At 55.9% G+C, this 13,716-nt stretch carries 13 protein-coding genes; 2 read left to right on the top strand and 11 right to left on the bottom strand.

Translation table 11 applies throughout. The annotated features are described in order from the left end of the window. Positions 1-36: 36 nt before the first annotated feature. The 7 genes from GRI39_RS10745 to GRI39_RS10715 form a co-directional block, all read right to left on the bottom strand. Positions 37-1,374 carry a S41 family peptidase gene (locus tag GRI39_RS10745; RefSeq protein ID WP_160739682.1) on the bottom strand — a complete coding sequence of 446 codons (1,338 nt, stop codon included), beginning with the start codon at positions 1,372-1,374 and terminating at the stop codon, positions 37-39. A gap of 77 nt (positions 1,375-1,451) precedes the next feature. After that, a complete protein-coding gene (locus tag GRI39_RS10740) occupies positions 1,452-2,600 on the bottom strand; it encodes a murein hydrolase activator EnvC family protein (protein ID WP_343033335.1) in 1,149 nt (382 codons plus the stop codon). An 88-nt stretch (positions 2,601-2,688) separates the two neighbouring features. Next, on the bottom strand, positions 2,689-3,111 hold the full coding sequence (locus GRI39_RS10735; protein WP_160739681.1) for a 23S rRNA (pseudouridine(1915)-N(3))-methyltransferase RlmH: 423 nt from the start codon (positions 3,109-3,111) through the stop codon (positions 2,689-2,691). Between the two features lie 121 nt (positions 3,112-3,232). Continuing rightward, a complete protein-coding gene (gene rsfS / locus GRI39_RS10730) occupies positions 3,233-3,610 on the bottom strand; it encodes a ribosome silencing factor (protein ID WP_160739765.1) in 378 nt (125 codons plus the stop codon). A 159-nt stretch (positions 3,611-3,769) separates the two neighbouring features. Then, complete coding sequence (locus tag GRI39_RS10725) at positions 3,770-4,477, bottom strand: nicotinate-nucleotide adenylyltransferase (RefSeq protein ID WP_160739680.1); 708 nt, start codon at positions 4,475-4,477, stop codon at positions 3,770-3,772. After that, a complete protein-coding gene (locus GRI39_RS10720; RefSeq protein WP_425482336.1) occupies positions 4,474-5,559 on the bottom strand; it encodes an aldo/keto reductase in 1,086 nt (361 codons plus the stop codon). Before GRI39_RS10720 ends, GRI39_RS10725 begins: the two co-directional genes overlap by 4 nt. A 37-nt stretch (positions 5,560-5,596) precedes the next feature. After that, complete coding sequence (locus GRI39_RS10715) at positions 5,597-6,871, bottom strand: glutamate-5-semialdehyde dehydrogenase (RefSeq protein ID WP_160739679.1); 1,275 nt, start codon at positions 6,869-6,871, stop codon at positions 5,597-5,599. A gap of 248 nt (positions 6,872-7,119) precedes the next feature. Between GRI39_RS10715 and GRI39_RS10710 the strand changes: the two genes are divergently transcribed. Next, on the top strand, positions 7,120-8,304 hold the full coding sequence (locus GRI39_RS10710; protein ID WP_281351870.1) for a M23 family metallopeptidase: 1,185 nt from the start codon (positions 7,120-7,122) through the stop codon (positions 8,302-8,304). Between the two features lie 7 nt (positions 8,305-8,311). Then, entirely contained in the window at positions 8,312-8,701 is a 390-nt protein-coding gene (locus GRI39_RS10705; RefSeq protein WP_160739677.1) for a bactofilin family protein, read from the top strand. 86 nt (positions 8,702-8,787) lie between these two features. Here GRI39_RS10705 and GRI39_RS10700 read toward each other — a convergent pair whose 3' ends face one another. From GRI39_RS10700 to GRI39_RS10685, 4 genes are all read right to left on the bottom strand, one after another. Continuing rightward, a complete protein-coding gene (locus tag GRI39_RS10700) occupies positions 8,788-9,498 on the bottom strand; it encodes a cell cycle transcriptional regulator TrcR (RefSeq protein WP_160739676.1) in 711 nt (236 codons plus the stop codon). A gap of 172 nt (positions 9,499-9,670) precedes the next feature. Further along, positions 9,671-10,720, bottom strand: coding sequence for a glycosyltransferase family 4 protein (locus GRI39_RS10695; RefSeq protein WP_160739675.1), 1,050 nt, complete (start codon positions 10,718-10,720; stop codon positions 9,671-9,673). Continuing rightward, positions 10,717-11,625 (bottom strand): UDP-2,3-diacylglucosamine diphosphatase, encoded by a 909-nt coding sequence (locus tag GRI39_RS10690; RefSeq protein WP_160739674.1) that lies wholly within the window; start codon positions 11,623-11,625, stop codon positions 10,717-10,719. The genes GRI39_RS10695 and GRI39_RS10690 overlap by 4 nt, the downstream gene beginning before the upstream one ends. Before the next feature lie 207 nt (positions 11,626-11,832). Then, positions 11,833-13,377: a cadherin domain-containing protein gene (locus GRI39_RS10685; protein WP_160739673.1), complete on the bottom strand. Its 1,545-nt coding sequence runs from the start codon at positions 13,375-13,377 to the stop codon at positions 11,833-11,835. Positions 13,378-13,716 lie beyond the last annotated feature (339 nt).

Raw genomic sequence — 13,716 nt, 5'->3', positions numbered from 1 at the left:
CGAAACTGTCACAGATCTGATCCTGTAAAAATTAGTCTATTTGCGCGCAGCAAGGGCCGTTCCGCCAGTACGTTCCAGTGTTTTCACCGCGTAATCGAGCTGGAAATCCGTAATGCCCTTTTCCTTCAATTCCTCAGGCGTCGCTGTGAACCGAGGATCGGGCTTGGTGTCATTTTCCAGATCCTTATCCTTCAAACCCGCTTCGTTGACCAGATGGCGACGAAGATCGGATTCACGATAAGAAAATTTGGCGCGCTTTGCAGCGTCCGGGTCAGACAATTGGGGCACCTTGATGTCCGGTTCAATTCCACCCTCCTGCACCGAACGGCCGGATGGCGTGTAATAGCGAGCAGTCGTCAACTTCAGTGCGCTGTCCCGTGTCAGTGGCAGCAGAGACTGGACGCTCCCCTTACCGAAGCTGCGTTCACCCATAATCAATGCCCGGTGCTGATCTTGCAGCGCACCGGCGACAATTTCACTGGCTGAGGCCGAACCAGCATCAATCAACACAATCATCGGGATTCCCTTGGCCGCATCGCCGGGGAATACTGTTTCAGCATCGTAATAGATCGTATCACGCTTGGTCCGGCCACGCTGCGAAACGATCTGCCCCTTGTCGAGGAAGAGATCAGACAGCGCAACCGCTTCATCCAGTGCCCCGCCCGGATTACGCCGCAAATCAAGCACCAGACCCTCAAGCTTTCCGCCAGCCTCTTTGTTGAGCTTTTTCAGTGCACTATAGACATCTTTGCCAACATCGCGGCTGAATTCATTGACACTGATAACCCCGATCTTGCCATCTTTCAGTTCCGAAGTGACCGGTTCCAATTCGATGACGCCGCGTGTCACATCGACATCAAACGGTTCGTCACGCCCCGGACGGAAGACTGTCAGCGTGACCGAAGTTCCCGCTTCCCCGCGCATCTGCTGCACGGCTTCATCCAGTTCCATCCCATAAATCAGCTTGCCATTGATATGGGTGATGTAATCGCCAGCCTTGAGGCCGGCCTTGTCCGCCGGGCTCCCCTTAAATGGCGAAACGATCTTCACCGCACCGTCATCCATTTGCACCGAAATGCCAAGACCCTGATAATTGCCATCAATCATGGTTTCCAGACGCTGCAGCGCCGGTCCGTCCAGATAAGATGAATGCGGATCAAACGATGCCAGCATCCCATCAATGGCACCGCGGATCAGCTTGTCATCATCCACCGGCTCGACATAGCTCGACTTGATTCGCTGATAGACTGCAAACAACCGGTTGAATTCAGGAGATACAGTTCCGTCCACCTGCGCAAGACCTGCAGTGGTCGCAGGGAGCAGCGCGACAGCAGTCAAAAGGGCAGTAGCGCGCAGTACGGGAGCGAATTTCATCAACAAAAGCCTTTCGTTTCACCCGAATGTATAGATCATGCGGCCTGAATACCAGATGATGCTGGTCGAATGGCGTTTCAGGAAATGAAACGCAGCGGATTAACCGGCTCACCATCATGTCTGAGTTCGACAGACACGGTGGAGCGGCCGTTTTGTGCTGCCCCCAGCGGCATACCTGCCGTAACCGTATCACCCACTTTAACACTATTGCGGCCAAGGCCGGTGATGATGCTGGTCCAGCCTCCGTCATGTTCGATAATGACAATCCGACCATAGCCTTTGTAGGGTCCAGCAAAGGCAACCCGTCCAGCTGCCGGGGCGATAATCTGCGCTTTTGCACGGGGTACGAGGGTGATGTTGGTGGACGTACCGGTGGCATTGGGCACGCCAAAACCGCTGACCAGTTTGCCATTGACAGGCAACAGATAAAGTTTTGGCGCGGCCTGATCGGCGGAAAGCTGCGGTGGCTTTGCCGCTTCGGGCAATCTGGCCTCAGATGGTTTTGCAGGCCTGAGCAGCGGGCCGGGAAGCTGGGCGAGTTGGCGGCGCAAAGTGCCCATCCGGTCGAGGTCGACCACCAAGCTATTGAGATCACGCGCCTTCTCACCCAGTGTCAGAGCGCGCTCGGCTTCGCGTTCAGCGCTGCTACCGGCCGTTTTCGTAATCTGGCGCTGTTGCAATTCGAGTGCGGTCAGGCGTTGACGCTGCTCGAACAGGTTGCGATTCTGTGCACGCAAGGTTTGTGCAGCAGCTTCTGCGGCTTGGTGCAAGTTTCGACTACGGCCGATTTCATCGCGCAAATCGGCGGTTTTGTGCTGAATTTCAGGTAATGCGGTGGAGAGAATTGCCCGCATATAGACCATATCTTTGACCGAGCCGGGTTGGACCACACTCAAGGCCACCGGGCGCCTACTAAGCTGCTGTAATGCAGCGTTTAATTGCACCAGCGGGCGCTGCCGTTCGGCAAGTGTTGCATTGAGCTGGCGGCGTTCGCGGTCAATCAGGGCAATTCTGGCTTCGGCCGCCGCGATACCAGCTTCGGCCTGCTGAACCTCGGCCGCCAGAGCCGCCAGTCTGTTGGCAGTCTTATCCGCCTCAGCCGCAGAATTACGGGCTTTTTCCTCAAAACCAGCACTGCGTTTGCGCGCTGCTTCTTGCTGGATCAGCGCCCGTTGAAGTGCATCGCGCATCTCCTTCGGGTCATCATAAGCCGGCGACGACGGCACTCCCATCACCCCTGTTCCCCAGGCGACAACAGACACCGAAAGGAACGTAAGGGAGACACAAAGTAACCAAAGGCGCACCAAAAGGCTCCTAACCGGACCTGTGGTAAGGATGGCCAGCGAGAATGCTGGTGGCGCGAAACAATTGCTCCATCAGCATCGCCCGGGCGAGCAGATGCGGCCATGTTGCCGCGCCAAAAGCGAATAGCAAATCGGCTTCCTGACGTTCCTGTTCGGAATGGCCATCCGCCGCACCGAGCACAAAGCGAGTTTCGCGAATCCCATCGTCACGCCACCGACCAAGCCGCTGGGCAAATTCTTCCGAGCCCATCTGCTTGCCCTTTTCATCGAGCAGCACGGTCCGGAAGGGTGTTTGTGCCTCTGGTATCTTACCGCCTGTTTCGGGCAGTTCAGTCAGCCGAGTGGGCCAGGTGATGCGCTTTTCATAACGCGCCACCAATTCCGCTTCGGGTGAGCGGGCAATTTTTCCGCGAGCGATAACATGGAGCAGCATAGGGCTGCCCTAACCCGATATCGCACCAAAAGGAATTGGGAGTGTTGCGGGTCTGCCCCTGCCCGCCTCCTCCCATCGTCGGAGGAGGCCGCGACATAAAGCAGCGTCACGCCGACAAGCGTCAGGCTTCGGCCTTGCTCACCGGTGCATCATCGCCAAATCCCCACATCCGTTCAAGGTTGTAGAAATGGCGTACTTCGGGGCGGAAGAGATGGACGACAACATCGCCCGTATCCACCAGCACCCAGTCAGCGGCAGGCAGGCCTTCAACACGCGGCGAATCATAGCCCGCCTTTTTGACCCGTTCTGCCATTTTGGCGGCCATGGATGCGACCTGACGGGTCGAGCGCCCGGAGGCGACCACCATATAGTCCGCAATGCTCGACTTGCCGATCAATTCGATCGAAACAATGTCCTGCGCCTGATCTTCATCGAGGCTTTCGAGGACGAGAGCGTGAAGGCTGCCCGGTTCACCCTTGATGGGTTCCTGTTTGGGCATGTCGCCGTGAGGCGTCTGATTTTCTGATATGTCAGCCATGGTGAAAGGTTGCGATGGATTCCGGGCAGACGAGGTCTGTTTGGACAGTGTCTGCATTGAATTCATCGTAGCGTTTCCAGCTCCTGCATTTGTACGGGCGATTTTTTAGTAAAGGCAGAATCATACGCCCTTTGCCGATTCGGCCGATTTGGTGGTGGGGTCATGAATGAGCGAGCGCGTCAGATCATCCCTGGGTAGCACGCCGGAAAAGCGGTCAGCCCAGCGTGGATCAGCTTGGCGTATCACGGTCGCCGAGAGCGGATCAGGATCAAAACGCAATTCTGTCAGCGCCGGTGCGCTCCATTCATCCCGGTTTTTCAAACTGCTTGCGGGCAACCGGAAATGCCGCAACCATGCCATCGCGGGGCTCGCGATGGCAGCCCTTCCATAGCCCGGACGCGCAATCACCGCAATCGGCATTTCCGCAGCGATCCCGCGCCAGTCCCGCCAAAGGTGAAACTGAGCCAGATTATCGCTCCCCATCAGCCAGACAAAGCGATGCCCCGGATAGCGCTGCTTGAGCGCCCGCAGCGTGTCCACCGTATAGGGAGAGCCCAGTTCACGCTCTATCGCGCTCACCTTGATCGGCGCGCGCCGGGCCATCTGTTGGGCGGCTTTCACCCGTACAGAAAGGGGCGCCATCCCCTTTTTGGGCTTCAACGGATTGCCGGGGGACACCAGCCACCACACTTCATCCAGCGAAAGCGCACGCATGGCATCAAGCGTAATCCGCCGATGCGCGCGATGCGCTGGATTGAAGCTTCCGCCCAAAAGGCCAATCAGAGGGCCTTTGACAGGCCGCTTAGTCTGGCCCCTTACATGATTCATTTGGGAGGTTCGTCCCCGGCAACACCGCCTTTGCGATAGGCACCTTGCCGTTCAAGCATCCAGCCGGGATAGGTGCTGGCAGGTGGCGCGGCAGCGTCCAGCCGTTTCATATCTTCGTCGTTCAATTCCAGATCAGCCGCGCCGATATTATCGGTGAGCTGCTCCGGCTTCTTAGCGCCCAGAATCACGCTGGTGACGGCGGGTTTTGCCATGAGCCATGCCAAAGCGACCTGCGGAATGCTCACCCCTTTTTCGGCAGCGATTTCTCGCATCACATCCACCGCATCATAGGCTGATTCTTTATTGATCGGAGGAAAGTCGAATTCCACCCTTCGACCCTCAGCTTCGCCATCGCGTGTATATTTTCCGGATAGGAAACCGCCGGCCAGCGGGCTCCAGACCATCAGGCCCAGCCCTTCGCTTTCCAGCATCGGCACGATCTCCTGCTCAAGATCACGGCCTGCCAGCGAATAATAGGCCTGTAGCGAAGCAAAACGCTCCAGCCCCTTACGCTCCGAAATGCCCAGAGCCTTGGTAATCTGCCATGCGGCCCAGTTGGACACGCCAATATAACGCGCCTTGCCCGAACGCACGATATCATCCAGCGCGCGCAGGGTTTCATCCATGGGGGTAGCCGGGTCCCAGCCGTGAATCTGATAGAGGTCAACATGGTCGACACCGAGTCGTTCAAGACTGGCATCAATCTGATTCATCAAATGATAACGCGATGTGCCGCGATCATTCACGCCTTCGCCCATTGGCCCCATGGCCTTGGTAGCAAGGACATAATCATGCCGGGGGATACCGAGGTCACGCAATGCCTGCCCGGTGATTTTTTCAGATAATCCGGCGGAATAGACGTTAGCCGTGTCGATGAAATTGATTCCCGCATCCAGCGCGGTTTTGACAAGTTGGGTCGAATCGGGCTGATCGAGCGCGCCGATCTTGGTCCAGATCCCCTCCCCGCCAAAGGTCATAGTGCCAAAGCAGAGTTCGGAAACGAACAGCCCGGTGCGGCCGAATTGATTATATTTCATCGTCTGGTCTCCTGCCCCCAATTGAAAACGGGCAGGAATTTCCATTCCTGCCCGCTGAATATTGTGTTTGCTTTGGCTAAGCTCAAGGCCGGGTCTGGCCTTCTCCACGCACCTGCCATTTATACGTGGTCAGCCCTTCCAGAGCGACTGGCCCACGGGCATGAATACGCCCGGTGGCGATACCGATTTCTGCGCCCAGACCAAATTCACCGCCATCAGCAAATTGGGAAGAAGCGTTGCGCATCACAATGGCGCTATCCACTTCGGTGAGGAAGCGTTCAGCGGCATCATCATCAGCCGTCACAATGGCATCGGTGTGGCCCGATGAATGGCGTGCGATATGTTCAAGCGCAGCTTCCATTCCATCGACAATGGCAACCGAAACCACCGCTTCGAGATATTCCGTATCCCAATCATTGGCACCCGCCATACCGATCCGCTTGTCCAGCGAACGGGCACGCGAATCACCGCGCACTTCGCAACCCGCATCCAGCAATGCCGCCACGACCTTTTCACCGGCAGGGAATTTGGCATCGATCAGCAATGTTTCCATCGCACCGCATACGCCGGTCCGGCGCATCTTGGCGTTGAGCGCAATCGCGCGCGCCATGTCCAGATCAGCCTTATCGTGAATATAGGTGTGGTTGATGCCATCAAGATGGGCCAGCACGGGCACGCGCGCATCATTCTGCACGCGGGCCACCAGCCCCTTGCCGCCGCGTGGCACGATCATGTCGATCAGGCCGGAGGCTTTCAACATCGCGCCAACAGCAGCACGGTCCTGCGTCGGCATCAATTGCACCGCCGCTTCGGGCACGCCCTTGGAGGACAGGCCCTTCACCATGGCCGCGTGAATCGCACGGTTGGAATGCACCGCTTCACTGCCGCCGCGCAGGATCGTGGCATTGCCTGAACGCACGCAAAGTGATGCCGCGTCAGCAGTCACATTGGGGCGGCTTTCATAGATGATGCCAATCACGCCAATGGGAATACGAATGCGCTGGAGCTTGAGGCCGGTTGGCGCAGTGCTCTGATCAATCACCTGACCCACCGGATCGGCGAGGCCGGCAACGGATTCCACTGCGCTGGCAATGCCTTCAAGCCGGTCTTCATCCAGCTTCAGGCGATCCAGCATGGCGCTGCTGAGGCCATTGGATTCACCAGCGGCAATATCCTTGCGATTTTCTTCAAGAATTTTTGGAGCCTCGGCGCGCAGGGCCGCGGCAGCGGCGCGCAGAGCGTCAGCCTTTTCGGCGTCGCTCATCCGGGCAAGCACCCGCTGCGCGCTACGCGCATCGCGGGCCAGATCATGCACAAGATCTGTGCAATCGTCGGAGATTTCGGGTTGTGTAGCCATGTTGTATTCCTAGCACCGGCAGAGCGGTTTGTCATTGTATCGCTGATTTACTTAACCAGTGGGAGGCATGAGATTTGGTTCCCGAAAATGTCGACAAACTGAATGCGTATACCGATATTAATGCACGGTTCATCGCTTCAGCGAACCGGTTCACCCCCTTATCGCTGATCCGCTCTGGCGGCAAAAGGTCTATCTGATAGCATTTCCGGCGGACGGAAATAGGGATTCGGGGGTATCGAAGACCGCTTATGAATGCTGGCAGGCTATGGGATCGCCTGCGGAGCTGTTTTCCTGATCGGGAGCTGTTTATGCGTTCCCGAGGGCAGGTCCGCTTTATTACTTTAACCTCACGCGTGCAAATGGCCGCAGTGGGCGCTGTTGCTGCTCTGCTGCTGGCTTGGATCATTTCCATTTCGGTGATGGCCTTCAACCAATACCGCGCGCAGCATGATATCGTCGCGCTGGCAGAACGCGAAACCGAAGTGGCCACAGCGGAAAAGAGCGTCGCCACCTATCGCGATGACCTTCACAATCTGGCCGATGATCTGGAGCGGCGGCAGGTCTTCCTCGAAGAGATGGTTGATATGCTGCCCGATGATTTGCGCAAGGAAGCCGCGCAAACGCCCGCCGCAACGGCCACACCTGCTTCCGACCAGACATTGCTGGAAACAGCGAATAAGGTGAGCGCAGCGATTCCGGAAGCGGCCTCTTTCGCGCAACTGGACCGGCGCCAGATCGCTTTTGTCGATCACCTCACCCGCATCGTTGATCAGCGCAACAGGCAGGCCGAAGCTGCCATGCGTGCCCTGGGTCTCAACCCCAAGATCATGGCCGCCGCCACCCGCTCCGCCAAAGGGCGAATGGCACAAGGCGGTCCGCTTGAAAGCCTCTCCACCAGCAGCGATGGCTCGGTTGACCCCCGGTTTGAAAGGCTCGGCCTCGGCCTTGCTCGGCTAGCCATCTATGAACAGGCACTGGCAGGCATTCCGCAAGTAATGCCCGTAACCAATGTCTCGATTTCATCAGGCTTTGGCTATCGCCATGATCCCTTCACCCGCGGAGGGGCGATGCACAAGGGCATCGATTTTCGTGGAGCGATCGGCACGCCCATTCACGCCGCCGCGCGCGGTGTGGTGAGCTTTGTCGGCCGACGATCAGGCTATGGCAAAGTCGTGGAAATCAACCATGGCAATGGCTTGATGACCCGCTATGCCCATATGTCTGCCTGGAAAGCCAAGGCTGGCCAGAAGGTGAAGGCAGGCGATATCATCGGCGCGATGGGCAGCACAGGCCGTTCCACCGGCTCGCATCTCCATTTTGAAGTGCGCATCAACAATCGTGCGGTCAACCCGCGCCCCTTTCTGGAGTCCGCCCCGCATGTTCTCGAAGAAATCCGCACCAAGCAACCCACTGCTTCCCACATCGCGGAATAATCCGGCCATGCCACGAAGCGGATCAACATTCTCGGTCATCGGCGCTGATGTGGTGATCACCGGCGATCTGAATGCCAGTGCTGAAATTCATCTGGACGGCCAGATCAAGGGCGATCTTGCCTGCGCCGCGCTGGTGCAGGGCGAAAGCGGGGTGATAGAGGGGTCTGTCACCGCAGAAAGCGCCCGGCTTTCCGGCCGGATCACCGGCTCCATCACTGCCAGCCAAGTGGTGATTTTGCAGAGCGCGGTGGTCGAAGGGGATGTATTCTACGACGCATTGACGATTGAAGAAGGCGCCAAGGTGGATGGCCGTTTCGCCCAGAAGGGCGCCCAAAAGAACGAAAGTGAGCAGAAATCTGCAGAACTTCCGAATTTGACGCTGGCCAACTCCAATTAATCAATCACCTGCCGCTATCTGCACATGAAAAAGCCGGCCTCTTGCGGGGCCGGCTTGTCAATATTCACTCATGAGATGAAGGAAGACTATTCCTTGGTATCCCCTGCTTCAGCAGCACGCTTGGCCTGAAGCCAGGCTGCGGCTTCTGCTTCCTGAGCAGCTTCTGCTGCGGCGCGAACCTGATCCTGGCGCTCTGCACGCAATTCATCGATCAGCTTCTGGCGTTCATCCACACCTTCCGCCACAGGAGCTGCATCTTCCGCTTCCGTCGCGCCGCTTTTCTTGGCAGCCTTGGCGACAGCCGCATCGAGTTCACGCTGCGAACACAGGCCCAGAGTCACAGGGTCTTTCGCCTGAATGTTCTGAATGTTCCAATGTTCGCGATCACGAATAGCCGCAATGGTTGTGCGGGTCGTGCCGATCAACTTGGAAATCTGCGCATCCGACATTTCCGGATGGTTGCGCAAAATCCATGCGATACCGTCGGGCTTATCCTGACGCTTGGAAACCGGTGTGTAGCGTGCACCCTTGGTGCGCCCCACTTCAACCGGGGCCTTCTGCATTTTGAGACGATATTCGGGGTCATTCTGACCGCGTTCAATCTCTTCATGCGTCAGTTCGCCCGAATGGACGGGGTCACGGCCAGTGTATTTGGCGCTCGCCAAATCATCCGCCATCGCCTGGACTTCAAGAATATGCAAACCGCAGAAATCCGCGATCTGATTAAATCTGAGCGCGGTGTTATCGACCAGCCAGGAAGCGGTCGCGTGCGGCATCAGGGGGGTGGGCTGGGCCACGGTAATCTCCGATGTCTCGGCTCCCTGTCAAGGAGCGTAAAATATAAGGGCCGCCCCTTTTCGGAGCGGCCTTTCCCCTATCATTTAGGCTATTGCCTGCTTTTCGGCAAGATAAAGCGGCATAGACACGCCGATTCAGTAATTTTCGTTAGTTACAGTGCTCTTTTCCGGCTCAGGCGCAGGACAATTTGGGCATGAATTGCGAAAAACTCGAAGCCTGATGTTCTGGCTCCAAAGCCGCAAGAAACTGATCCGTGCTCGCCTCCCAACTAAAACTTTGGCCATGGGCCAGACAGTCTTCGCGGTCGAGGCATACCGCTTTGGCAATAGCCTGCTCCAGCTGTTCTTCCATCGCACCACTGGCCGGGCTCAACACGTCCAGCGGGCCGGGTACAGGGTAAGCAGCAACAGGCGTGCCACAGGCCAGCGCTTCGATCATCACCAGGCCAAAAGTATCTGTCCGGCTTGGGAAGACAAAGACATCTGCACCCGCATAACAGGACGCCAAAGCGGCCCCCTGCTGTTTGCCCAGAAACAGCGCATTGGGAAAAGCTTGTCGCAATCGGGGCAATGCTGGCCCATCGCCCACCACCACCTTGGTTCCCGGATGGCTATTAGCGAGAAAGGCTTCAATGTTTTTTTCAACAGAGACTCGCCCGACATAAAGCTGAATCGGACGCGGAAGTTCAAAAAAGAGATCGGGCGGCGTCACATCAGGGCGAAAAGTGGCCAGATCAACCCCACGGCTCCAATTGCGCAACCGCGTCAGCCCATGCTCGTGCAATTGTTGGCGAATGGTCTCTGTCGCCACCATGATCCCTGAAGACGGGCGGTGAAACCAACGGATAAATGGCCAGAACACCGCAGCCGGCAAACCAGTACGCCGGGCAAGATAATCAGGAAATTGCGTATGATAGGCGGTGGTGAAGGGCTTCGTATTCTTGATGCAATATCGCCTTGCAGCAAGACCCAGTGGCCCTTCCGTGGCGATATGCACCGCATCCGGGGCGAAATCATCCAGTCGCTTGGCCATACCGCGCTGCCCCACCAGAGACAGGCGAATCTCCGGATAGGTTGGGCATGGGAAAGACCGAAATTGGTCGGGTGAGATAATCCGCACATCATGGCCGCGCTGGCGCAGTGCCTCCGTCACGGTCTGTAAGGTGCGGACAACGCCATTAACCTGCGGTGCCCAGGCATCGGTGATGAGCGCGATTTTCATGCGGCGAACGATTCGGGCAGATCTTCGGTTTCGGCTTCTGCTGCTTCTGCATCTCGCTTGGCCACCTCATCTGCCCAATGGAGGATCTCCATCCGCCCATCGAAATGCTCAACCAAGGCATTACAACCTTCCACCCAATCCCCGTCATTATAATATTCGATGCCGTCGAAATTACGGATTTCAGCGGTGTGAATATGGCCGCAAACCACACCATCGACGCCGCGTTCTCCCGCTGCGCGCGCCACGATCTCTTCATATTGGGAAATAAATTCAACCGCATTCTTGACCTTGTGCTTGGCCATTTTGCTGAGCGACCAATAAGGCAACCCAAGTTTGCGGCGCACCGCATTCACCCAGCGGTTAAGACCCATTGTCATGGTGTAAAGCGCATCGCCGACAAAGGCGAGCCAGCGATGGGCCAGCATGATCGCATCAAATTCATCACCATGCAGCACCATCAAACGGCGGCCATCGGCGGTAGTGTGAAAGGCTGCGCGGCGAATCTCCACTCCGCCAAAGCTGAGCCCGGTGAACTGGCGGAACATCTCGTCATGATTGCCGGGAATATACACGATCCGCGTTCCCCGCTTGGCGCGCTTCAGGATACGCCACACAATATCATTGTGAGCAGCGGGCCAGTAGAACTTCTTCTTCAACCGCCAGCCGTCAATAATATCGCCTACCAGATACATGGTTTCAGAATCGACGCTATCGAGGAAGTCGATCAGCAATTCGGCATTGCAGCCCTTGGTGCCTAAATGCACATCACTAATCCAGATGGTGCGAAACTTTCGTCTGCCTTCCAGTGATGGCTCAGGCTTGGCAGGTTCCTGCACCGCCAATTGTGGAAAGGCGGCAATGGTCGTGCCTTGGTGTTTCGTCAGTCCGTCGAATTCGTCAAACATGGTGAAGCCCCAGTTTACCCAGCTCGGCGAATTTTCTCTAGCAAACCTTTGTTACAGAAGATGAACATTTCCGCGACATTTCAAAGACTATGTGGCAAAAATATAAATGATTAATTCATATTATTTTTAAAATGAATAGATCATTTACTTTATATGCTCATATTCATTCCGGGTTTGAATATATCCCGCAAAGCCATTGCTATTGGCTTATGCAGCCAGCATGTCCGAATGATCGCTCTCAGCCATTTGTTGCAAGCTCAGCTCCAACACATCATCAGCCACCAGCATCATGCCAGGGTCAGTTTGGGAATGATCTTCGGCCCATTCGCCTGTGGGGACAGAGGCCGCAAGCGCTGCAATCGTATCAGGATCATCCTCAAAGATGTTCAAGTCCACGGCACCTGCATCAACAAGCGAAGTGAGCGCTATTGAATCCTCTGTAAAATCATCAGCATTAGCGGGGGTTGAAGGCATGTTGCTTGGGTCCGCAACATTGGTAACATTCACAGTCAGATCGAGTGTGGAATCCTCGACACCATCACTGACCGTAATAGTCACCTGATAAGCGTTCGAACCATCGGCCGCACCGGGCGTTTCATAATCTGGCGCTGACTGGAAGTTCAGTTCGCCCGTAGCAGAATCTATAGTGAACTTCCCTGAATCTGCACCACCAGTGATAGAATAGGTCAGATCCTTACCTTCCGGATCTTCCGCTGAGATGGTAACAACTGAAGTCTGTTCCTCTGCCGCATCCACACTGGCTGCGGTGCTAATAACCGGCGCTTCATCCACATCCGTGACGGTGATGGTCACATCCTGCGTCGTGGTATGGGTTCCATCATCGGCAGAAACGGTAATCTGATAGGTTTTTCCGGGATCGCTTTCATAGTCGGGAGCCGTTTTGAAGGTCACTTCACCTGTGGTTTGATTGATCAGAAACTTCGAAGCGTCTGTCCCGGAAAGGCTGTAGGTAATATTATCGTCTTCCCGATCTTCAGTAACCGCCTGATAGGCCAAAGTCTGATTTTCCTCCACGCTAACCGCATCGCTGCTGGTAAATTCCGGCGCATCATTGGCATTCTTGACGACAATACTGACCGATTTGGAGGCGCTTTTGGTGCCATCGCTCGCCGTGACTTTGACGATATAAATACCGTCTTCATTGCCATCATTGGGCGCTTCGTAGTCAGGCTTTTCCTTGAAGGTCACTTCACCTGTGGAAGCATTCACGTTGAAGAGCGCCGCGTCTGTCCCGGAGATGGAATAGGTCAGCGTGTCCTTGTCCGCATCCGTGGCTGAAATCTGGTAGGCTTTCAGTTGATTTTCATCGACTGTGACGATGCTTTCCCCAGCTAAAACGGGAGAACGATTAGCTGTATTTCCACCATCACCATCGCCCTTTCCATCGCCGCCATTCCCATCTCCGTCGGACCCGGATTTTGAATCCTTGTCACTTGATGCAGCAACGGCAGCAGCAACCCCTGCCCCCACTGCGCCAACACCCAGCACCACAGTGCCAAACGGCAAGCCCGTGGTTGCCCCGGCCACAAGGCCATTCAACGCCATCGCTCCTTGCGAGATGTAAATCTCTCCATTGGCGATGTAGAACTGACTGGGGGGTATATTGATCGTAAATCCGTTGGACATGGTGATCTGCAAAGACCCATCCGCCAGGACATTGGACGTTTCAGCGCCTTGAATATCGCCAATCGCCACAGCCTCCCCGCCGGTTTGGGCATGAGCGTCGGCCATGAATCCCATCGCCAACAGTCCCAAGAGTGAAGAGGCTCCCTTACGGACGTGTTGCTGTAGCTTAGACATACGATTTCCCAATCTGACGGTAAGTGTTGCCGATACACTCCCGCAGACAGTCTTAAGCAGCAATTAGGTGTTAAAGCCTATTCAGTTCAAAGAGATATTCATGATCCATATTAAACCATGATTTTTCAACTGAAACACAAGGATTTTTTACGCTTCTTACTTCTAGCACATAATCCTTATGCTCCGAAATGGAGGTTATTACGGGTAGTCGCTTAGTGGTCTGGTTAAATATGCTGTGTTCATTCGGTCGCACACCTCGCGTTTGGGGGG

Source organism: Altericroceibacterium indicum (assembly GCF_009828105.1).
Taxonomy (GTDB): Bacteria; Pseudomonadota; Alphaproteobacteria; order Sphingomonadales; family Sphingomonadaceae; genus Altericroceibacterium; species Altericroceibacterium indicum.
This window is presented reverse-complemented; position numbering and strand designations above follow the sequence as displayed.